We start from the raw sequence: 21,531 nt of genomic DNA, 5'->3' as shown, positions 1-21,531 counted from the left end.
GCAACCAAAATCATTCCAGCCAACTACCTTGGCCGATCAAAGCCGCCATTCCCGACTTGGGATGGCGGCCTTTGTTTTCAGGGATGAAAACTTTTTGAGAATAATATGAAAGAAATTAGCAAAAAGTTCGTGGTTGCGAATTCCTCAACAAGGGGCATGCTTTGGAAAACGACAACTTGATGATGAATTCCCTCTTTCGCTCCTTTCCTAAGCATAGCTTGTCTCTCGCTGTATGCGTTTCGACTTTTTCTCTGACTCTCGCCACCACTCGGACGATGGCAGAGGCGGGTGCCGCGCCCCCCCAAGCTGATGCACCTGCCGAGAACAAAGATGCTAAAAGCGGTGTAGCCAGTATTCTTGATGATAAGGACGGTAATCTGTCCAAGCTTGCCCAGATGGTTCTGGGTAAAAACGGGGGAGACCGTTTGTTTTATTTTCCCTCCAGAGACCAACCATACACGCCTGAGAAATACGGATACAAATTTGAGGACGTAACTTTCAAGTCGGCGGACGGGACTGAACTCCACGGCTGGTTCATGCCGGCGAAAGTAGGTGCCAAAAAGGCCAAGGCAACGGTGGTTTTCTCACACGGGAATGCCGGCTCAGTGGCCCACCATTTGGGATTTGTCGATTGGCTTGTTCGCGCGAATTACAATGTTCTGCTTTACGATTACAGAGCCTTCGGTAGATCCAAGGGTTCAATCACCCGCAAGGGCGTCATTGAGGATGTGCAAGCGGCGTTTGATTACATCGTGACGCGCAAGGACGTGAATCCTGACAAGCTGGTGTCATTCTCTCATAGCCTTGGTGGTGCGAAATCAGTCACCGCCATTGGCATGAAACCGATCAAGGGACTGCGCGCGGTTATCGTCGACGGAGGATTTGCTTCCTACCGCGACATGGCACGTGAGAAAGCCGGTGAACTGGGTGCGAATCTAACCACGGATGAGTTCTCAGCGATTGACTACGTCGAGAAGCTTACTCCGGTGCCGCTGCTCATCGTTCACGGTGAAAAGGACACCATGGTGCCGATTTCCCAAGGAGAAAAACTCTTCGCCAAAGCCAAACATCCCAAGACATTTTTCCGCGTCAAAAACGGCAGACACACCGATGCACTAGGCTGCAACCACGGCGAATACCGCAAGAAGATGCTCGCTTGGCTGGACAAGGCTCTTGCTCAGAAATAGTTGCTGTGCTACTTGATCAGCACCAATAAAGCACGGTGGTCGCTGCCGACGTCCCAGTAGCTTGGGTCTAGCAGCTTGCATTCCTCGCGCTCAATGTGTGGGGAGAGAGCCAGGCTGACCATGCAGAAATCGATGCGTGAGTAGATGTCCTCGCGTGTCCAGTGATGCGTCCAAAGTTCGCCGCGTGAGTCGGGGACTTCGAGCATTTCCAGACGTTTGGAGCTATTGCTACGACCCTTCACCGCGTAGACAGTTTTAGTCCGTTTGGTATCATTGAAATCGCCGTAGACCATGAGGTTGGCTTTTGGGTCAGCGGTGAGAATTTCATCGATATGTTTGCGTAGCAGATAGGCTTCGTTGCGGCGGATCATTTCTTCATCGGCGTCCTTGACTGGGCGTTTGGATTTTAAATGAACTCCAAGAAATCTGACCGACCTGCTAGGCAGTTTAACGGTGGCGTCCAGAATTCCACGGCTGATACGGAAGGGTTTGCCGGAGAGTTGATAGCTATCTTCCTTCGGGGTTGCGGTGGATACGAGGGGATACTTGGAGAGAATCGCTAGGGAGCGCACCGTGTCTGCGCCTTGCACATGATGCAGATTGGGGAGATCGATACCTTCGGCGGCAAGTCGTTTCTGGAAACCGGCCAAGTCCTCCTTGCTGCCGATTTCACACACGCCCAAGACATCGGGCTGGCCTTCGACAATGACTTTCAGCAGCGCGGCAATTTCTTCTTCGGGCTTTCCCTCCTCACTCGATTTTCCATCGATGTACCGGCGCATGGTGAGGTAATTGCGAAGGTTGTAGGACAGGAATCTGACACTTTCGCCTGAGATGTCAGTGTCTGGGGCGTTTGCTTTAGTAGCGGTCTTAGTATCCGCTTTAGCCGTTGAGGCCGCAACAGATTGCTCGGTTACTGCTGTTCTGGATTCATTTTCCCACTCAGTCGTGGTCGTTACTGATTTCTTCTCATCGCAGGCAGAGACGAACAGACAGAAAAATGCCCCGAGTAAGATCGAGGCACTTTTGATTGAAATTGGATGACGGCTCATTGGGGGACTTACCCTTGTGTTTCCTCAGTGTGAGGCTTGGTCTCCTTGGGTTTCGCCGTGGCTTCGTCTTCGCCACGGGTGATTTCATGCTCAAATTCTTCTTTGGCTTTTTTAAATTCGCCCATACTTTTTCCCAGTCCGCGAGCGAGCTGAGGAAGCTTTTTAGCTCCGAAAAGGAGGAGGATGATCAGGAAAATGACCACCATTTCTGGATATCCGAGAGGTCCCATGTTTAGATAGAGTTGGTTGTGATTGATTAGATTCCCCACAGCAGGGGCTGGCTTTACGGTAATGCCCGCTTGATGATTTGGCAAACGGAATCGCCCACGCTTGTTACGGCTGGTCGATCAGGACCTTTCAGGATTCTGCAGCAATTTCTCGTGAGCGCTCTGCTGCTGCGTGAACACCTGCAGCGATACTGGTTTCAAAACCGGTTGCGGTCAGAGCTTCGAGACCTGCGACGGTGGTTCCTCCGGGGGATGTGACTTGATTGCGTAACTCCGCTGGAGTCATCGTCGACTGCTCCACCATTCTGGCTGCGCCAAGGACGGTTTGAGTGGCGAGACGAACAGAGTCCTCCGCACTCAGGCCTTCTTTTTCTGCCTGAGCCGCCAATTCTTCGATGAAGGTGTAAACGTAAGCTGGTCCACTACCTGAAAGACCGGTCACTGCATCGAGCTGGCTTTCGGTCGTTTCTACAACCATGCCCACCGACTCCAGCATTTCTTTGGCCGCTGAGATATCAGAGTTAGTCGCATGTGTTCCCTTGGTCAGGCCGGTAGCTCCCATTCCGATGAGGGAAGGGGTGTTTGGCATTGCACGGATGACTCTGGTTCCCTCTGGGCAGGCACTTTCCATGCGTTCGAGGGTGATGCCGGCGGCTACAGAGACGAGGGCCGTGTTTCCAGGAAGAACGTCACTGATTTCGGTGAGAATATCGATGATTTGGTAGGGTTTGCATCCGAGCAGTACAAAATCACACTCTTCGGCGACCTGCGAATTGCTCTCTGCTACCTTGGCTCCACATTTTTTAGCCAGTGATTCTGCCGATTCCTTACTGCGACTGTGCAATAATACATCAGAAGGCGATACTACACCTGCCTGAATGGCACCCTCGATTAAGGCTCCCCCCATGCGTCCACATCCAATCAATCCAATCTTCATGCCGCGATCTATGAGGGAGTGTGCTGATATTGCAAGAGCTGAGAACGTCTTTTCCCAAATCAAAGGATCGATTCAAACAATTGATTGAGAAATGATCTTGCAATTTAAAGCGATTGATTGAATCATTTGCTTCATGGCGACAGCAAAGCTTTCAACCAAGGAAAAGATCCTGACTGCGACTGAACACCTCCTGGCGGAGCACGGCTTTGATGCGGTATCGCTGCGTGACATTACAACGTCTGCTGATGTCAATGTGGCGGCGGTCAATTATCATTTCGGTAGCAAGGATAAACTTTTTGAAGCGGTGCAATGTCGTCACATTAATCCGGTGAATGAAGAGCGCCTTCGATTGTTAGAAAAGGTAACCAAAAATGGAAGAGTCGCCGAGGTTCGCGAAATCCTCGATGCTTTCATGCGGCCTTTCATCACCATGGTAAAACGCAGCGAGATGAACGAGCGCATGTTTTTGAAACTGATGGGACGCTGCATGAGTGATCAGCAAGGCGATCTGCCCGAGGCGGCCATCCCATTGATCCAGGAAATGATGGAAGCTTACACATCTGCAATGACCGCGGCTCTTCCTGACATGCCGATGGATCAGCTCTTGTGGCGGTTACACTATTCCTTCGGGGTGATGGCGCAGACTTTGATTCATGCCGATACCGTGCGCCAGTTAACCAATGGAGCCTGTGGTGATCCGGATATGGAAACACAGCTGGCCTGGATGATCGATTTTTGCTACGCAGGGTTTGTTAGGGTGGAAGGCGAGACGGCATGAAAGTGGAACAGATAAATACTATTACTCGTGTGTCGGCTCTGGGGCTGGTGACGGTTGCTTTGTTCGCCTGCGTTGGAAAACCTCCAGAGTCCTCCATGAGCGAAGTTTCCGGTTTGGCTCCTAGTTCATGGTCGGCCACCAAACAAGCGAAGGCCGGCGTAGATGGGAATTGGGTGGCTCGATTTGGTGATAGTAGCCTGAACGCACTCGTCAAAGAAGCACTCTCGCAAAACCAAGACATGAAAATCGCTGCAGAGCGTGTGGTTCGCGCAGCAGAAGCCGCTCGTATCTCGGACGCAACTTCTAGACCCCAAGTCGGCCTTAGTGCCAACGGCACACGGAGAAAGACGATCTTTGTTGGGTTTCCTTTTGGCGGTTCCCAACTCTCTAACACATATGGCGTGGAGATGAAGGTCGACTGGGAGCCCGAACTCTGGGGCATGGCTCGAGCTGGTAAATCTGCTGCTCTAGCGGAATGGCAGGCCGGTGGTCAGGATTACCGCGCTGCACGTGCCTCACTGGCAGGTCAGGTCTCCAAGGCATGGTTCGCCCTCGCAGAAGCCAATGAGCAAGTGACTCTCGCAAAGCAAGCGTTGGAAATACGAAAAAAAACGGAGGTTGCCGTGCAAGAACGTTTTGAACGTTCTCTGAGAGAGGAGGGCGGCTCAGCCTCACAGCTGCGCCTAGCTCAAACCGATGTGGCATCCGCCAAGGCTGATCTATCAGCCAAGCAGGGCGACCTGGAAAATGCCCGGAGACAGCTTGAGCTGTTAGTAGGCAGATACCCGGCTGGAAAATTATCAGGTAGAGCAAGACTGCCACGCGTAATGTCCAGCCCGCCTGCTGGTTTGCCCTCGGAATTGCTTCTGCGTCGACCCGACATCATCGCAGCCGAACGCCGCTATTCTTCAACGGTGAAACGAATCAAAGAGGCAAAACTCTCAATATTTCCAAGCTTCAAGATCACTGGCACTGCAGGAACCACCACCGACTCTCTAGGACAAATTCTCAACAGTGACTTTGGCGTTTGGTCTCTAGGCGGCAATATTGCTCAACCGCTATTGACCGGTGGCCGGGTGAAGAGTGAGATCCGAGTACGTAAATCAAATCAGCGTGAAGCAATGGCTACACTGCATAAAACGGTGTTGAATGCCTTTGGCGAGGTTGAGCAATCACTTGCTACCGAGCGCTGGTTACAACGCCGCGAGGCAGAAATGAGAGAGGCTTTGACTTTGGCAAAGGATGCTGCCAAAGCCTCGGAGGATGACTTTCGCGATGGCAATGGCGATGTCTTGACCCTCTTCAACGCCCAGACCCGACGTATACAAATCGAATCCCAATACGCGTCTTTAAGGAGGCTGCGATTGACGAACAGAGTGGATCTTCACCTTGCACTTGGAGGTGGTTTCACTGTGTCTAACTAAACTGATTTTCTGATCATGCAATTTCATCAAACCGACAAGCTGTCGCTTCGCAAGCAGTGGATGTGTCCCGGATCGGCGCGGACCATCACCATTATCGTAATTTCCATAGGTGTGCTTGTCGCAGGTGTGATAGGGATGTCAGTCTTGAAGAAGACTGGGCCGAAGGCCGATAAGACAGCCCCTCCTAAAGTCATCCCTGTTGTTAATACCATCACTGCTGTTGTTACCGATAAACAATTAGAAGTGACAACTCAGGGAGAGGTAGAGGCACGGATGTCTACCCAGCTTGCGTCTGAAGTAATGGGACGTGTAACGATGGTCTCGCCGAAGCTAAAGGCAGGGGGATCGTTTGAGAAAAATGAGCTGATGTTAGAAATTGATAACTCCGACTATGTGTCAGCGCAGGCTCGTGTTCAGTCGGCACTGGCCGATGCCAAACTCGCGCTTCAGCAGGAGGAGGCAAGAGCGGAGCAATCGATGCGCGACTGGCGAAAACTCGGTAAGGGCGATGCCCCCGATCTCGTTGCTCGCAAGCCTCAGATTGCCAGTGCCAGAGCTCGTGTGAAGGCCGCCGAAGCTGATGTGGGTAAAGCCACCCGTGACCTCGAACGCACCAAGATCCGGGCACCCTACCTTTGTAAAATTGATAAATCCTACATTGATTTTGGCGCTTACATTTCTCCTGGTGCACCAGTGGCAGATATTTATTCCATCCAAGTGCGCGAGGTTCGCGTGCCGGTGCCGTTAGACGATTTGGCTTATCTTCCGGAACAAGGAAACGGCCTTATCGGCTCGGAAGTGAAAGTAGAAGCTGATCTAGCCGGAAAAACACACCAGTGGACAGGCAAGATCATCCGCAGTGAAGGTAAGGTGGACCGTAGCACGATGATGATTTATCTGGTGGTAGAAATTGCTTCGGGCCCTAACCAATCCATGGAAGACCTCCCTCCGCCCGGGCTTTTTGTCAATGCCGCGATCAAAGGCCGCATGATGAAAAATTTGGTGGAGATGCCTCGCAGCGCTCTGCGGGATGATAACACGGTGTTAACACTCGATGAGAATAGCCAACTGAAAATCGTATCTGTGGACGTGGCCAGGACAATGGAAGATACCGTTCTGATTACATCTGGAATTACTCCGGGGGTGAAAATCATCACCAGCGCTATGGAAACCCCAGTTCCTGGTATGGAGCTGACAACAGAGCAGCCAGGTAAGGACTAAGTAACATGGAGAAAATGATCCATTGGTTCAGCAAGAACCACGTCGCGGCCAACTTTGTGATGCTGCTTGTACTGCTGGCAGGGTTTACCACTTGGTTTAAGCTGAAGAAGGAGGTGTTTCCTAACATATCACTCGATGCGGTGCTGATTCAGGTGCCGTTTCCTAATGCAACTCCAGAGGAAGTGGAGGATGGGATTCTTCTGCCTGTGGAGGACGCTATCGCGGATGTTGATGGCGTGAAGCGTGTCACGTCCACCGCGATGGAATCGATGGGGGCTGTCACCGTTGAGGTGGAAAACGGATATAACGTCCGCGAGGTGATGACGGACATCAAAACCAAAGTCGACGCCATTACCAATCTCCCCGAAAAAGCCGAGAAAGCGACGATCGAGGAGGCTCGTCTCGATGTTCAGGTCATGAGTGTCGCCGTGTCTGCAGATGTCGATGAAAAGACGCTTCGCGAAATTGGTGAGCAAGTGCGCGACGGATTGTTAGATTATCAACCGGCTCCACCTACCAAAGACTGGGCAGGGGCGAAAGATGGCGTCATGCGAATGCTTCGTGGGGTCCCTAAAATCACCAAGGCGAATCTATCAGCGGTCAGACCCTACGAGCTCTCAATCGAGGTATCTGAGCAGACTCTCCGCAGCTACAAACTGACTCTTGGGCAAGTTGCCGATGCTGTTCGGCGCAGCTCACTCGATCTGCCCAGCGGTTCCGTTAGGACGGCCGCAGGGGAAGTGGTGATTCGGGCGAAAGGGAAGCGTTACACGGCCAAGGAGTTTGAGGACGTGGTGGTTACCACCAAGCCCGATGGATCACAATTGTTGCTGCGTGATATTGCAACGGTGGTTGATGGTTTCGAAGATGTGGATATTAGCTCTCGTTTCGATGGCAGACGAACCGTGCTGATCAACGTTTACCGAACAGGTGACCAAGATACTTTGCTGATGGCGCAAGGGGTGCGTGATTATATCGAAAATGTCGCTCCTGCCAATCTACCCGAGGGAGTCGAGTTGGAGCTTTGGAATGACGCCAGTATTTTGCTCGATGGACGCCTGAGTCTTTTGATCCGAAACGGCACCTCTGGTCTGATCCTGGTGTTTATCGTACTGGCTCTGTTCTTGCGTCCAAGCCTGGCTTTCCTTGTGGCACTGGGTATCCCCGTTTCATTCGCTGGAGGAATCTGGATGATGCCGCAAATGGATATTTCGATCAACATGATCTCTCTCTTTGCCTTCATTCTGGTGCTCGGAATTGTGGTCGATGATGCGATCGTAGTAGGGGAAAATGTCTACAGCCGAATTCAGGGAGGAGAGCATCCTCGGGAGGCGAGTTGGAAGGGGACTCACGAAGTGGGAACGGTTGTGATTTTCGGTATCTTGACCACCATGGCGGCATTTACTCCGATGTTGGGATTAAGCGGTGTCAGTGGTAAAATATGGCCTAACATTCCGCTGATCGTCATCCCAGTGCTGCTGTTTTCATTGCTGCAGTCGAAACTAGTGCTGCCATCACACCTCGCATTATTGAAGCCTCACAGCGATAGTCAGGATGTTAATTTCATCTTTAAAATTCAACGTCGCATCGCCAAGGCACTTGAGGTTTTCGTGGAAAAAATTTATCGGCCACTGTTGATGTCATGTCTGCGATTCCGCTACGTTGTATGGACTGTATTCATTGCTCTGTTGCTGTTAGTCGTGGGGCTAGTAGCCGGCAAATGGGTGCCGTTCGAGTTCATGCCAAAGGTGGAAGGTGATGTCGTCACTGCGAAGTTAGAGATGCCTGTAGGGATTGCATTTAAGACCACTGAGGCAGAGATCCAGAAAATGGAACAAGCCGCTCAGCGAGTGGGGAATAGACACAAGGACGTCAATGGCGATCCTATTTCTGTGCATATCCTCGCATCCGCAGGCACCCAGCCATTCCAGACAGGCTTTGGTGGTATGCGTGTGCCATTGGGCAGCAATATTGGGGAAGTCACAGTTCAGCTGTCACCGGCTGCAGACCGTTCAATTTCTGCCGATGAATTCATCACCGAGTGGCGCCAGGAAATCGGAACCATTGCCGGCGTAGTCGAGCTTAGCTTCAGGCAGGAAACCGGTGCCGGTGGTAATGCCATCGATATTGAAATATCAGGACGTGATCTAACCATGCTGCAAAAAGCCGCTGATCATATCACGGACGAATTAGCGGGCTATGCTGGCGTGAAGGACATTGCTACTAACAGTCGAAAGGGTAAACGCGAGATGGTCTTCGATGAAATCACCCCTGCTGGAAAAGCTCTAGGTTTCGATCTGGCCTCCGTCTCAAATCAAGTCCGGCAGTCGTTCTACGGTGAAGAAGTTCAGCGCATCCAACGAGGTCGCGATGAACTCAAGGTCATGGTTCGTTACCCGGAAAGTGAGCGGAGATCAGTTGAGAATTTAGAAGACGTCCGACTCAGGACAGCTTCAGGAGACGAGGTTCCTCTCGGCATCGTAGCCAAAGCCCGACCAGCCCGCGGCCCGGCATCGATCCATCGGGTCGACCGGAAACGCTCCATCAAGATCAGTGCCGATATCGATCGAGCCCGTGCCAATGCGAACGAAGTGGTCGACCGATTCAACTCAGAGGTTCTCGATGATCTCTCAGTCAACTTCCCTGGAGTCAAGTGGGACTACCTAGGAGAGCAAAAAGACCAGAAGGATAGTGTCACCGAGATGAGTACCAAGTTCATCTTCGCATTGTTGGGGATCTATGTGCTCATGGCCATCCCATTAAAATCCTACATCCAGCCCATCATTGTGATGACTGTCATACCGTTCGGCATTGTGGGTGCTGTGATAGGGCACATCATCATGGGTATGGATCTCAGCATCATGTCGATGTGCGGACTTATCGCACTCTCTGGTGTGGTGGTGAACGATAGCCTAGTCCTGGTCGAATATGTGAACCGTCATCGAAAAGACGGAGGCACGATTATCGATGCTGTCCACAATGCGGGGGCGGCACGTTTCAGACCTATCCTGTTGACGTCTCTGACGACCTTCGCTGGTCTGATGCCAATGCTGGTAGAGACTGATATGCAAGCCCGGTTCCTGATCCCTATGGCAGTTTCGCTAGGATTCGGTATCCTCTTTGCCACTTTCATCACGCTACTGCTAGTGCCCTCCGTCTACATGATGTTAGAGGATATCAAGAAGTTGGTGGGGAGAAAATCTGAGGGTTCTGAGGCTCCTCCGGCATAAGCGGATCTTGGTTAGGGGGGAGCTGAAGAAAAACCAGTCTACTCCAAGCTGCCACCACAAGAAGAGCCATGCCCGGCAGTGCAGCCGAAGCAGTGGTTGCCTATTTTAATGGGGATCTCACCGAATGTTTCAGGATTGATGTCCCATACCATGAGCGGTTCTTGAGTTGCGCCGTTCTTGAGGCCCATCTTCAGCATCTGGTTGAAGTCACAGTCGAAAACTTCTCCCGTCCATGATGCATTGATCGTGTTCCGGCACATGAGTCCGTCGATGGTGGACGGGTTGAATGCGTCACGCAGAGTTTGCATGTATTCATCCAGCTTTTTGTTCCGTTTTAAATACGAGGCAAATCGGGCGATGGGCATGTTAGTGATCGCGTAGAGATCATTGAAGTCGATATCGAAATGCGCTTTCATCTCCCGTTTGTAATCCCTCTTCAGCGCCTCCTGTTCCGGAGGCAGGAAGGCTCCGTTCGGGTTGTAGACAAAGTGCATCGGAAGTTCCGGATCCCGACCATATCCCAGCTCGTTGAGTTTTTGAAATGCGGAGATTGATGAGTCGAAAACACCGTCGCCCCGCTGTTCATTCACGTTTTCGTGGGAGTAACACGGCATCGACGCAATGATGGTGATCTTGTGACTCGCATGGTATTCGGGGATCCACTCGTAGCCCGGCTCATTGATGATGGTGGCGTTTAGGCGGGTCATGACCTCACGAGGCTGAGGGAATGCACGCACGGTATCGACTAAGTGTTTAAAGCCAGGAACCATCTCAGGGGTGCCACCAGTAAGGTCAAGGGTGGGAATATCGGTCTTTGCAAACCACTCAATGATGTGATCGATGGTTTCATCGGTCATGATTTCCTTGCGCCCCGGTCCGGCATTCACATGGCAGTGGACGCAGGTAAGGTTGCAGAGTTTCCCAGTATTGAGTTGCAGGATCTCAGGTTTCGAGCGGGTGAGAGGCTTGTTGGAGCGGGCGATGGCTTGTTGGAATGATTCGGACATGTGGCGTATGCTTATGATAAATATCTGATAGTTTTGTAATGGCAAAGAAACAATATTCTCATACTATACGAGCATCCACTCGATGGATTATTCCAATAAACATCATAAGCCATGACCACCCTATTAATCATCCTAGCTGTCCTCGTCGGAGTCGCTCTTATCGCCGCCTTTTGGGTGATGGGAACCTACAACGGTCTGGTCAAGCTACGTAACAGATACCGCAACGCATTTTCCCAAATCGACGTACAGCTGAAACGCCGTCACGATTTGATCCCTAACTTGGTGGAAACCGCCAAAGGTTACATGAAACACGAGCGTGAAACGCTGGAGGCCGTGATCGAAGCTCGGAACATGGCCAGCTCCGCCCGAAAGGATGCCAGCACTGAAGATGCAGCTTCCATGGGAGCGTTGATGACCGCCGAAGGGGGACTTGGTAATGCCTTGGGTCGTCTTTTTGCCCTTTCCGAAGCTTACCCGGATCTGAAGAGCAACGCCAACATGATGCAGCTCAGCGAAGAGCTGACATCGACCGAAAACAAAGTCGCGTTCTCACGCCAAGCTTACAACGACGCTGTCACCGAATATAACACCAGCACCGAAGTCTTTCCTGCCAGCATGATCGCCGGAATGTTCAACTTCCGCCAAGCTACGTTGTTCGAGGTCGCTGAGGAAAGCGAACGCGAGTCAGTCAAAGTTGAGTTCTAGTCAGAAATGGGTAGTCAGGAATGACTTCTGCCAATTCAGTCTACTCTTTGGTTCAAAATGAACTAGCAACACAACCTTTTGCTGAAACAGCACGTTTTAGTGATCAAAATTGAACGCTCAACCCCAGCAAAGATTCGTATTATTTGTCAGATTCGTGGTTAGAAAATAAACAATGAACTTCTTCCAAGCTCAGGACGATGCCCGCCGCCGTACCAAGTGGCTGGTGGTCTACTTCATCCTCGCAGTGATCGGAGTGATCATCTCCGTCTACGGCGTGGTAGCGATCGCGATGACTTATCTTGGCACTGGTAGCCCATTCATGCCCAGTGTCTTTCTGGTCACCGCTGTGATTACCGGTGGAGTGATGGGCACAGGGAGTTTATTCAAATCAATGCAGCTCAACGGCGGCGGCTCTGTGGTCGCTCGTGATATGGGAGCACGGCAGGTCGATGCACACACGACCGATACGGATGAACGCCGACTTGTCAATGTGGTCGAGGAAATGGCTATCGCCTCAGGTGTTCCGGTCCCTGAAATTTGGATCATGGATGAGGAGCTCGGCATCAATGCCTTTGCCGCCGGAACCGAACCTGGAAATGCTGTGGTTGCTGTAACCCGAGGTTGTTTACAGCGTCTAACACGCGATGAACTGCAAGGGGTCGTGGCTCATGAATTTAGCCATATTCTTAATGGTGACATGCGGCTTAACATGCGGCTGATGGGTTTGCTTTTCGGAATCCTGATGATTTCGATGATCGGTCGGACCTTGTTTCACGCCTTAAGATTTATGAACGTGCGCAGCTCCTCACGTGATAACAAGGGGGGGGGAGGTGTTGTCATTGCAATTCTGTTAGCTGGGGTCGGCTTAATGATCGTCGGCAGCATCGGAGTTTTTTTTGGTCGACTCATTCAGGCCGCCATTTCGCGTCAACGAGAATATCTGGCCGATGCTTCAGCCGTGCAGTTCACTCGTGACACTAACGGTATCGCCGGAGCCTTGATGAAAATCGGCGGGCAAGAGTATGGATCTAAAATCAATGCCGCCAAAGCAGCTGAGGCCAGCCATCTCTTTTTTGCCGACGGCGGCATGTTCAGTTACGGACTAGCGACCCACCCGCCACTGGACCGGCGGATCAAAGCCTTGGAGAAAAGCTGGGATGGTAAATTCATCAGCACCCAGCTACCCGATGTTGCTCTTGGCAGGGCCGCCCAACGTGATGCCCGACTCAGTGGTTTTTCCGGAGACACCTCCACGCCCCCGCCGCTGCCTGGTCAGACACGTGTAGCACGTAGTGAAATGAACCAGTTAGGCGAGCCTTCGCGCATTGATGCCGCGGTAGGTCGCCATCTGCATGCCGGTCTGGATGCTGAGTGGATTCACGCATGCCATGACCGAGAGGAAGCCCAAGCGCTTATTTTTGGTCTCTTGTTAGCCGAGGACAATCAATTGCGCGAAGAGGAGGTTCTCTTTGTTCAAAAAGGCGCCGGTCACGACGCCGGAGAATTATCCGTGGAATGGAACCACAAGCTGACCGATTTACACTCATCGGTGAAAATCGCCCTTGTCGATCTCGCAATCCCAACTCTCCGCCGCCTCAGTCTTCCCGAATACGAACGTTTTGTCGAAATCACCCAGTGGCTGATCGCCAGTGACGGGCAAGTGGACCTTTTTGAGTTCATGTTACAGCACATTGTGCAGCGTCATCTGGACTCTCACTTCCGCCGCACCGGCCATGATAAGATCCGCTACCGGCGCATCGAACAATTGGAAACGGAGTCCAACGTTCTACTTACCACGATGGCAGCACTAGGTGGCGAAGATCAGATGGAAAGTGCGTATCGATCCGCTTTGGAAGAATCCGGTGCTACAATGACAATGCTTCCGCCTTCGGAATGTGGATTGAAGAACGTTGAGCAGGCTTTGGAGAAATTCGATGCCGCCACGCCCCTGGTGAAAAAACAACTGCTACGGATGCTCGGAATGGCGGTGATGCATGACGGGAGCATCGAAAGCCGCGAGGCTGAGCTGCTACGTGCAACGGCAGACGCGATCGGCTGTTCCGTGCCCCCATTTGTCAAAAATAGCTGATAAATCGTGTTAAAGCGATTTTGTCATCTACATGCTGGGATGTGTGTTTTGCGAATGTTCATGTGTATTTTGGAGGTATGAATTTGGTTGCTCCGTATATGAAGCGCACCAATACTTCCCTTAAGATGATTGCTCCCAAAAACGTTTTAATTCTCGGACTTACCCTCACAATCGCATCAAGTCCTGCGGCGCTTGCTCAGAAAAAAATGCTTTCTGAGCGTAAAACGGCATATTCAGTCGAGGAGCAGCTCAAGAAGTTCAAACTGCCCGAAGGTTTTGTCATTGAGTTGGTTGCCTCTGAAGAGAACGGACTCATCAATCCCATCGACCTTACCTTTGACGATGCTGGTCGTCTCTGGACACAAACGGCACGGATGTATCCTCTCGATCCAGTGACTGGTATCAGATTTGGTCAGGCTCTTCAGATGATGAAAGATCCGAATTTGGCCAAGAAATACCCCAGAGTGGCTGAGATACAACAGCTCTACAAACTGGAAAAGAAAGGCAGAGATCAAATTCTGATCGTTGATGACCCAACGAAACGTAGCAAAGGACCTCTGCACGTATGGGCAGACGGACTTTCAATTCCCCAGAGCATCTACCCCTACAAGAATGGCTGCTTCGTGGCTCACGGTTCTGAATTTTTCTTCATGGAGGATGCCAATAACGATGGCAAACAAGACAAAGTAGAGACCATCATGAGTGGTTTCGGATTTTTCGATACCCATACGATGGCTCACTCCATAGTTAGAGGGCCGGGTGGCTGGCTCTATTTCACCCACGGGGCATTGAACTCCGGTAAGGTCAAAGTTCTTAAAACCGGACAGGAGTTAGAGGTAACCTACGCGAAAAACCTTCGTGCCAAGATCGATGGCAGCAAGCTTGAGATCATTGGAACGGCAAGAGACAACGTCTGGGGCTACCAAGTGCGCTCGAATGGACAATGGTATTCTACCTCCGCTAACGACAACGGACTTTCAGTGCTGCCGACTGAAGAGCAAACTGGTATCAGTGGTATCGGCGGTGATTCGATCCGTAGTTACCAGCCTTTGATAGACGGGGTGCACAAGTTTCGTGTTGGCGGCACCGGGATCTCAGGATTGGCATTTTCTGAAGATGGTGAATATGGGTTTCCCAGCGAGTGGAAAAATGTCGCTTTCCTAGCGAACCCTATCACCAATGCCATCAGCTCCGTTAGAATCGAGCGCTTACCCTCCGGCGAAATCAAGGCCGAGCTGCTGCCTGATTTTCTCAAGTGCGAAGATGACTGGTTCCGCCCCGTGAACATCGAGTTCGGACCGGACGGCTGCCTCTATATCGCAGATTGGTATAACAAAGTGGTTTCGCATAATGAGATCAGCACCGATCACCCGGACAGGGACCGCACTCATGGCCGTATCTGGAGAATCCGCCACAAGGACCAGAAGACATTTGAAATCCCTAACATCGCCAAGGCAGCCAACAAAGATCTGATCAAACACCTCAATGGCAGAACACTTTGGGAAAAGCGGGCGGCGTGGCAGCAAATTGTCGATCGTCAGGCTGCCGATCTTGCTCCGGAGTTGAAAAAAATGGCCCTCGATACATCCATTGATGAAAGCGTCAGAATTCTCGCCATCTGGAGTCTCGAAGGATTGAAGCAGTATGACGAGTCTGTCCTGAAGCCGCTCCTTGCTGACAAGAATGGTAACATTGTTAGGGAGACGATCCGCACGCTCTCGAATTCAAGCCTGGCTCCTGCCAAGGTGGCTGAACTCATTGGCGACCACATTGAGTCCGAGAATGCCATGGTTCGCTCCCAGAGCATCCGAACACTCGAGGAAATAGGCAAAGCCGATGACAACACGATCGATCTACTCGTCAGGGCCTGTAAATCTTCAGTCGCAGGCAACGAATTCGGCGGATCATACGAGCGCAATTTCGAAAGATTCCTAGCCCGCAAAGCTCTCGAGAACTATCCAGCTGAACTCAGCAAGTATTTGGCGACCCCAGCTGCCAAGAAGCAGCCTGCAGGAAATGTGCTGTGGGCTATCCAAGCCCTTCCGCCCGAGCAGAGAGTTGAGGTGTTTGTCAAAGTATGGGATCAAGCTACGAAGGGAGAGATTGATAAAAACACCTTCATCGCGGTGACTAAGATGCTCAGTAATCCCAAGGTGTTAGCCGCGGTTCAAAAAACATTTGAGCAAAGATCTGAAGAGTTGCTGCCAATGGCCGTTGCCAACAAGTCAATGATTGATGGTCCTGCCGTGTCGCAATTTTACCAAAAGGAAATCGCAGAACTGTTCAACTCCGGTGACACTCAAAAACAAAGTCAGGCTCTCAGCTTGGTCAACGACTTGCGCGCGCCCCAGCACTTGGGGGCGATTACCAAGATTCTCGGGTCAAAAGATAAAGCCAGTCTGCACCAGCAGGCAATTGAGGCGGTCATTCATAGCAAAGGAAACCACTCGGCTCTCTATCAAGCCATCGCAGCGGATCAAAGTTATGGCTTTGATGTTAGACTGCATGCGATCGCAGCCCTATGCATCACTGACGCCAAGTCTGCAAGAGGGCTGGTCGGCAAGATCGTGCGAACGCTGAAGGACGATCAGAAGTCACAGCTGGTGAGACGACTTAGTTTCAGCCGCCAAGGTAACGCGGTGCTGATTGCTCTTTGGTCTGGCAAGCAGATCAATGCCAGCCACTGGGACTTCCCATCAGCTGCTAGAGCGCAACAACTCCTGAAGAAAAACAAAGTTGCCAGAGCGATTTATGGACAATTACAAAAACAGGAGGTTGCAGAGAGAAAAAAACTGAGTGCAAAGGTGAAGCATTATGAAGAGGCTGTGCCAAAGCTCAAAGGGAATCCTGCAGTAGGCCAAGGGTTTTTCGCATCCTGTTTGGCATGCCATGCCGTGGGTGGCCAAGGGCAAGCCATTGCCCCGCCACTCGATGGCTCAGCGGCACGTGATACCGGTCACCTCTTGACTGCGATCGTGAATCCAGACGAAGCCATGGAGTCAGCCTTCGGTCTCTACTACGCTGTTAGAAAAGACGGGCTGGCTGTGGAAGGCTATCTGGCAAAAAGCGATGACAACGGTATCGTGGTTGCCACTATTGGTGGGCAGGAAACATTCATTGCCAAATCCGCCTTGCTCGCTCAGGGCAGCGTTAATGGCCGATCGTTCATGCCGAGAACTTTTGGCGAACTCCCGGATCAACTGATGGCAGACCTTCTCGCTTACATCAAAACACTGAAGTAAGAGAGGACGGATTTTGTTTAGCGTGCCTCAAAGCCTTCTTGGGGCCGATCTTGATCTATCGTGATCGCGGCACTGTTTTCCCTGTAGCATCCACCTCGGTGTGCCTGACGATGAGATAACGAGTAGTGCCGTTAGACGAGTTCAAACGAATAACTTGATGGCCACCACGGGGGATATAATCGTCCTGCGTAATCTTGTTCTGAACTACGGGTGACCTCTCATTACCTGTCTCAGCACCATGATTGAACTGCGCAACATTTCTTACCACAAATCCAGTAAAGCTGGCCTGGCTGCTGATCTCAAAGCCTTTCAATTGATTAGCTCCCTGATCAGTCTGAACCTCAGTCCCGATAGATATGGTGGTAGGGCTGCCGCTGCGTGAAATCACACTTGGGCTGGCTGATAGACTGATACCTTGGGTGCTCTTGATCTGCTCCATATACCCAGGGTCATTCAATTTACTAGGGTCAAAATCGACACCTTTATCGACCGTTATAATTTCCGAGGACGACTTCACGCTGTTGATAGGCACGGCTAAATAGTGATCGATCAACTGACTGATTCGTTCCAGATCGGTGGAGTCGGCGTTGATCTCAAGACTTCCGTTAGCTGCCAGATAGCTCATTTTGGCATTCTCTATATTGAGTAAAGCCATGATGCTCTTCGCGTCCGTAGCGTTATCCAGTTTCCCCAACAGTCTGGCTGGCAGGCTAAAGTTTTTCGTCATCAACATGCCTGACTTTTTCTTCGGTGAAAATGTAATATCCAGCCCCTCCATCTCCATGGTCACGCCCTCGATAGCCGCCAAGGTCTTGAGCATGGAGGTAAATGGTAGTTGCTTCAGCGTGACGTTGATCCTGCGCTCCGACTCCGCTTCAACATGGAATTCGAATGGGATAGGTTTCTCCCCAGTTCTCAGACAAATATCCATATATCTCTCCCTGAGCTGCTTTAGCGCCTCAGTAAACGTAGCATTTTCCAGCACAAGTATCGGGATGATGAAGTCTTTGAGTTCTCCATAGCTGTGCGTTGGCTCGGCCGTGCTTGTATTAGCAGCTTGATTTCTTCTGGCCGATCTTTTGCTATCGTTCAATTTGAGCTCGGAGGTATTCTGAAGCTTGCTTCCATCATCCCGCTCATCCATAGACCGATCAGTGTCCTTGTTTGAAAGTTTCAACACCAAGGCAAGTAATAGAATGATGGCCAGTAGGGCGATGGCTCGTTTCGTCGACATGAAGGCAGCTTTAGCTTATCCATAGGTGCTTACAAATCCAAATTACACAATGACTTCTATCCAAGCTCTTTTGTCGGTTACATGGCTCGTTATTCTGAGCGTAGGTGCGCAAGCCGCCTCGAAGCCGAATATCATCTTGGTCATGGCCGATGACCAAGGGTGGGGGGATACTGGCTATAACGGTCATCCGGTCGTCAAGACTCCGAACCTCGACGCGATGGCTAAAAATGCGATGGTATTCAATCGCTTCTATGCCGGAGCTCCAGTCTGCTCGCCAACGCGGGGCACAGTGCTGACCGGAAGAAACAACAACCGCATCAACATTCTCGACCACGGATGGTTCATGCGCGATCAGGAATACACCATCGCCCAAGCATTAAAGGCCGAAGGCTATGTCACTGGTCACTTTGGAAAATGGCATGTCGGATCAGTCCAGGCAGGTAGTGGCTCGAATCCGAGCGCGAGAGGATTTGATCAATGGCTGTCTGCGCCTAACTTTTTCGACACCAACCCGTATCTGTCGCGCCAAGGTAAAGTCGAGCAGATGAAAGGTGACAGCTCCACGATTGTCATCGATGAGACAATCAAGTTCTTAAAGCAACACAAGGACTCTGGGAAACCGATGTTTGCAGTTGCTTGGTATTCGTCTCCGCACTCCCCGCACCAGGAGAAACCATCATCAGGCAAGATGTATCAAGGCGTAAAAGGCGCACCGTTTTTCAATGAAATCACAGCGCTGGATGAAACACTAGGCCGCCTCCGCAAACAATTGCGAGAAATGGATCTGCACCAAAACACCATCCTATGGTACTGCAGTGACAACGGCGGATTGATGACTGAAAGCTCGGGCGGCAGGGGTAAAAAAGGTGACATCTACGAGGGTGGACTCCGTGTTCCAGCACTGATCGAATGGCCGGCGGCGATCAAGCCTGGCACGACCGAGATTCCCGCTGTGACCTCGGATATCTACCCCACGTTGCTCTCACTCATTGGATCAAAGCAGAAACCAAAACGTCCACTCGATGGTATCGACCTGCGAGAAGCCATCGTGGGCGACATGCATGTTAGAAAAACAGGCATTGGGTTCTGGCGCCACTCTGCCGGCGGGAATGCCACCCACAGCGACCGGATTCTCAAACAAATCATGAAAGCTCAGCAGGCTGGTAAAGCGACGCCATATCCAGAGCGAATCAAAGGTGATCAAAACATCAAGCAGCACCCCTTGAACTCTTTTCCAGGCCATGCAGCCTGGCTTGAATGGCCTTTGAAGTTACACCGGAATGAAAACCAAAAAGGGAAAGTGGGCTATGAACTCTACAATTTGGAAAAGGATCCAATGGAGAAGAGCAACATTGCAGCTCAAAATCCCGAGGATTTCGATCGACTTAAGTTGAGCCTGAAATCTTGGCAGGAATCGGTCATCAGAAGTCTCAACGGTGGAGATTACCAAAGCCATATAGAGTGAAAAATGGACCCTGTTTCATGTGGTCCGATGAACAAATCGCGCGTGGGTTTTCCTATCCATGACGGCATTGGCCGTGGACTATTCAGGGGAATTGGTCTATCTCCACGGCGATGAATTCCGCTCAAGCTAACACAGAAAACGCCGCACAAACTCCCTCAGACACCGACCGTCTGTTTGAGGAGATTCTCTCGGCGCGGGAGCGGGTCTATTGTGTCGGTGACGCTACGCCGCTACAGCAGCTGCCGCTACCAGAGCTAGATGCCGATGTGTGGGTGAAACGCGAGGACCTCGGTCCAATCAAAGCTTACAAATGGCGCGGCTCATACAATGCCATGGCTGCTCTAAGCCCAGAACAGCGGGCTAAAGGTATCGTCGCAGCATCAGCAGGGAATCACGCTCAAGGTGTGGCACTGGCAGCGAAGGCGCTCGACTGCCGGGCGATTATCTTTATGCCGCGCTCCACTCCCGAGGTGAAACAAAGTGAGGTGCTCCGATTTGGCGGGGAGAACATCGAGATTCGTCTGACCGGTGATACTTATGACGATGCTGGTATCGCGGCCCGTGAATTTTGTGAGGCCACCTCCGGCGTCTACATCCACCCTTATGATGACGTAGTCACGATGGGTGGGCAGGGGACACTCGCCGATGAGGTGGTGATGAGCGGCGAGGGGCCGTTTGACAGAGTCTACGTGGCTATCGGAGGTGGTGGCCTCGCTGCCGCAGTTGCATGCTGGCTGAAGCGCTATTGGCCCAATGTTAAAGTTTACGGAGTTGAGGGCGTCGAACAGGCATCCATGAAGGCTGCCATTGAAAACGGAGGACCTGTAGAACTCGAATACGTCGATGTCTTCTGCGATGGCACTGCTGTTAGGAAAGCCGGTGCTGTGACTTACGGGTATTGCCGTGATTTGTTAGATGGCATTGTCACGGTCACAAACGACGAAGTATGCCACTCCATTCGCACCCTCTGGGAAACGTTGCGAGTCATTCCCGAGCCGAGTGGCGCGATGGGCTTGGCTGGATTTCATAAACATCACCAAGCCGGTGAAGTGGCTGCAGGCGAAAAAGTCCTGACCATCATCAGCGGCGCTAACATGGATTTCGCCCAGCTGAGTGGTATTTCTCACAGAGCTGGAATCGGCTCCAAACACCGTCGTTTCCTACGGGTTCCCATCCCAGAAGGGAAGGGTTCACTGGTTCAGTTTCTTGAACAACTACCTGAGAACATCAGTATCATTGATCTGCAATATGGTCGCACCGATTCCGATGTTCAGTATCCTGTTCTCGGATTAATCGGATCAAAGGAGGATTACAATCAGCTAGATACTGTGCTCGATCAAAGAGGGGCCAATGCCAGCGATGTTTCAACTGATGAAGACGTCGATTATCGCATCATTAACTACTCGCCTGAGCTTTTTCGACATCCTCTGTTCATCAACATCGAGTTCCCAGAACGCGCTGGCGCATTCCTGCAGTTCATGAACGAGGTCAAGGATCTCGCGAGCCTATGTTACTTTAACTACGCCTACTCTGGAGAACGAGTTGGTCGTGCTTTGGTTGGCATGGAATTTGCCAGTGCCGAAGCCCAAGCAACCTGCCTGCAGCGTATCCTCGGTATGCAAGGTAAGTGCATCCGCGCCGCTCGGGAGGTGAGCAATGAAACGTTCTATCGTCTGACCGGGCATCAACGCTGTAAGGATTAGTTGGACAGCTTTTTTCTGACTGGAAAGAAG

The 21,531-nt window shown here is 51.4% G+C and carries 15 protein-coding genes; 10 read left to right on the top strand and 5 right to left on the bottom strand.

All coding sequences use genetic code 11. The annotated features are described in order from the left end of the window. Positions 1-179: 179 nt before the first annotated feature. The gene (locus tag ACSPJT_RS03265; protein WP_435894940.1) at positions 180-1,187 is read left to right on the top strand and encodes an alpha/beta hydrolase; all 1,008 of its coding nucleotides are present in this window, start codon (positions 180-182) and stop codon (positions 1,185-1,187) included. Between the two features lie 8 nt (positions 1,188-1,195). On the opposite strand, the gene ACSPJT_RS03260 is transcribed toward ACSPJT_RS03265, so the two are convergent. From ACSPJT_RS03260 to proC, 3 genes are all read right to left on the bottom strand, one after another. After that, complete coding sequence (locus ACSPJT_RS03260) at positions 1,196-2,239, bottom strand: endonuclease/exonuclease/phosphatase family protein (RefSeq protein WP_435894939.1); 1,044 nt, start codon at positions 2,237-2,239, stop codon at positions 1,196-1,198. Positions 2,240-2,247: 8 nt separating this feature from the next. Continuing rightward, on the bottom strand, positions 2,248-2,469 hold the full coding sequence (locus ACSPJT_RS03255) for a Sec-independent protein translocase subunit TatA/TatB (protein WP_435894938.1): 222 nt from the start codon (positions 2,467-2,469) through the stop codon (positions 2,248-2,250). A gap of 127 nt (positions 2,470-2,596) precedes the next feature. Beyond that, entirely contained in the window at positions 2,597-3,403 is an 807-nt protein-coding gene (proC, locus tag ACSPJT_RS03250) for a pyrroline-5-carboxylate reductase (protein WP_435894937.1), read from the bottom strand. Between the two features lie 133 nt (positions 3,404-3,536). Here proC and ACSPJT_RS03245 point away from each other — a divergent pair, with 133 nt between their 5' ends. The 4 genes from ACSPJT_RS03245 to ACSPJT_RS03230 are packed head-to-tail and all read left to right on the top strand — an operon-like array spanning position 3,537 to position 10,056. Next, positions 3,537-4,181, top strand: coding sequence for a TetR/AcrR family transcriptional regulator (locus ACSPJT_RS03245; RefSeq protein WP_435894936.1), 645 nt, complete (start codon positions 3,537-3,539; stop codon positions 4,179-4,181). Continuing rightward, the gene (locus tag ACSPJT_RS03240) at positions 4,178-5,605 is read left to right on the top strand and encodes an efflux transporter outer membrane subunit (protein WP_435894935.1); all 1,428 of its coding nucleotides are present in this window, start codon (positions 4,178-4,180) and stop codon (positions 5,603-5,605) included. Before ACSPJT_RS03245 ends, ACSPJT_RS03240 begins: the two co-directional genes overlap by 4 nt. A gap of 15 nt (positions 5,606-5,620) precedes the next feature. Continuing rightward, positions 5,621-6,826, top strand: a complete 1,206-nt coding sequence (locus tag ACSPJT_RS03235; RefSeq protein WP_435894934.1) for an efflux RND transporter periplasmic adaptor subunit — start codon at positions 5,621-5,623, stop codon at positions 6,824-6,826. A 5-nt stretch (positions 6,827-6,831) separates the two neighbouring features. Continuing rightward, positions 6,832-10,056: an efflux RND transporter permease subunit gene (locus ACSPJT_RS03230; protein ID WP_435894933.1), complete on the top strand. Its 3,225-nt coding sequence runs from the start codon at positions 6,832-6,834 to the stop codon at positions 10,054-10,056. Between the two features lie 38 nt (positions 10,057-10,094). On the opposite strand, the gene arsS is transcribed toward ACSPJT_RS03230, so the two are convergent. After that, positions 10,095-11,063 carry an arsenosugar biosynthesis radical SAM (seleno)protein ArsS gene (gene arsS, locus ACSPJT_RS03225; RefSeq protein WP_435894932.1) on the bottom strand — a complete coding sequence of 323 codons (969 nt, stop codon included), beginning with the start codon at positions 11,061-11,063 and terminating at the stop codon, positions 10,095-10,097. A 111-nt stretch (positions 11,064-11,174) separates the two neighbouring features. Here arsS and ACSPJT_RS03220 point away from each other — a divergent pair, with 111 nt between their 5' ends. The 3 genes from ACSPJT_RS03220 (at position 11,175) to ACSPJT_RS03210 (ending at position 17,099) form a co-directional block, all read left to right on the top strand. After that, a complete protein-coding gene (locus ACSPJT_RS03220) occupies positions 11,175-11,768 on the top strand; it encodes a LemA family protein (RefSeq protein ID WP_435894931.1) in 594 nt (197 codons plus the stop codon). Positions 11,769-11,940: 172 nt separating this feature from the next. After that, the gene (locus ACSPJT_RS03215; protein WP_435894930.1) at positions 11,941-13,857 is read left to right on the top strand and encodes a M48 family metallopeptidase; all 1,917 of its coding nucleotides are present in this window, start codon (positions 11,941-11,943) and stop codon (positions 13,855-13,857) included. Between the two features lie 98 nt (positions 13,858-13,955). Then, positions 13,956-17,099: a PVC-type heme-binding CxxCH protein gene (locus tag ACSPJT_RS03210; protein ID WP_435894929.1), complete on the top strand. Its 3,144-nt coding sequence runs from the start codon at positions 13,956-13,958 to the stop codon at positions 17,097-17,099. 55 nt (positions 17,100-17,154) lie between these two features. On the opposite strand, the gene ACSPJT_RS03205 is transcribed toward ACSPJT_RS03210, so the two are convergent. After that, positions 17,155-18,333 (bottom strand): hypothetical protein, encoded by a 1,179-nt coding sequence (locus tag ACSPJT_RS03205; protein ID WP_435894928.1) that lies wholly within the window; start codon positions 18,331-18,333, stop codon positions 17,155-17,157. A 49-nt stretch (positions 18,334-18,382) separates the two neighbouring features. Here ACSPJT_RS03205 and ACSPJT_RS03200 point away from each other — a divergent pair, with 49 nt between their 5' ends. Together ACSPJT_RS03200 and ACSPJT_RS03195 are read left to right on the top strand one after the other, a co-directional pair. Beyond that, on the top strand, positions 18,383-19,798 hold the full coding sequence (locus tag ACSPJT_RS03200; RefSeq protein WP_435894927.1) for a sulfatase-like hydrolase/transferase: 1,416 nt from the start codon (positions 18,383-18,385) through the stop codon (positions 19,796-19,798). Positions 19,799-19,908: 110 nt separating this feature from the next. After that, positions 19,909-21,501 carry a pyridoxal-phosphate dependent enzyme gene (locus tag ACSPJT_RS03195; RefSeq protein WP_435894926.1) on the top strand — a complete coding sequence of 531 codons (1,593 nt, stop codon included), beginning with the start codon at positions 19,909-19,911 and terminating at the stop codon, positions 21,499-21,501. Positions 21,502-21,531: the final 30 nt, after the last annotated feature.

Origin of the sequence: Oceaniferula spumae (assembly GCF_042849255.1) — a bacterium.
In the GTDB taxonomy this organism is placed as follows: Bacteria; Verrucomicrobiota; Verrucomicrobiia; order Verrucomicrobiales; family Akkermansiaceae; genus Oceaniferula; species Oceaniferula spumae.
The sequence above is the reverse complement of the archived record's forward strand: the minus strand, read 5'-3'. Positions and strand labels throughout refer to the sequence as shown.

Excerpts from the sequence above, each read along its gene's own strand:
- ACSPJT_RS03265 (WP_435894940.1), top strand. The coding sequence starts at position 180 with ATGATGAATTCCCTCTTTCGCTCCTTTCCTAAGCATAGCTTGTCTCTC.
- ACSPJT_RS03260 (WP_435894939.1), bottom strand. The coding sequence starts at position 2,239 with ATGAGCCGTCATCCAATTTCAATCAAAAGTGCCTCGATCTTACTCGGG.
- ACSPJT_RS03255 (WP_435894938.1), bottom strand. The coding sequence starts at position 2,469 with ATGGGACCTCTCGGATATCCAGAAATGGTGGTCATTTTCCTGATCATC.
- proC (WP_435894937.1), bottom strand. The coding sequence starts at position 3,403 with ATGAAGATTGGATTGATTGGATGTGGACGCATGGGGGGAGCCTTAATC.
- ACSPJT_RS03245 (WP_435894936.1), top strand. The coding sequence starts at position 3,537 with ATGGCGACAGCAAAGCTTTCAACCAAGGAAAAGATCCTGACTGCGACT.
- ACSPJT_RS03240 (WP_435894935.1), top strand. The coding sequence starts at position 4,178 with ATGAAAGTGGAACAGATAAATACTATTACTCGTGTGTCGGCTCTGGGG.
- ACSPJT_RS03235 (WP_435894934.1), top strand. The coding sequence starts at position 5,621 with ATGCAATTTCATCAAACCGACAAGCTGTCGCTTCGCAAGCAGTGGATG.
- ACSPJT_RS03230 (WP_435894933.1), top strand. The coding sequence starts at position 6,832 with ATGGAGAAAATGATCCATTGGTTCAGCAAGAACCACGTCGCGGCCAAC.
- arsS (WP_435894932.1), bottom strand. The coding sequence starts at position 11,063 with ATGTCCGAATCATTCCAACAAGCCATCGCCCGCTCCAACAAGCCTCTC.
- ACSPJT_RS03220 (WP_435894931.1), top strand. The coding sequence starts at position 11,175 with ATGACCACCCTATTAATCATCCTAGCTGTCCTCGTCGGAGTCGCTCTT.
- ACSPJT_RS03215 (WP_435894930.1), top strand. The coding sequence starts at position 11,941 with ATGAACTTCTTCCAAGCTCAGGACGATGCCCGCCGCCGTACCAAGTGG.
- ACSPJT_RS03210 (WP_435894929.1), top strand. The coding sequence starts at position 13,956 with ATGAAGCGCACCAATACTTCCCTTAAGATGATTGCTCCCAAAAACGTT.
- ACSPJT_RS03205 (WP_435894928.1), bottom strand. The coding sequence starts at position 18,333 with ATGTCGACGAAACGAGCCATCGCCCTACTGGCCATCATTCTATTACTT.
- ACSPJT_RS03200 (WP_435894927.1), top strand. The coding sequence starts at position 18,383 with ATGACTTCTATCCAAGCTCTTTTGTCGGTTACATGGCTCGTTATTCTG.
- ACSPJT_RS03195 (WP_435894926.1), top strand. The coding sequence starts at position 19,909 with ATGAATTCCGCTCAAGCTAACACAGAAAACGCCGCACAAACTCCCTCA.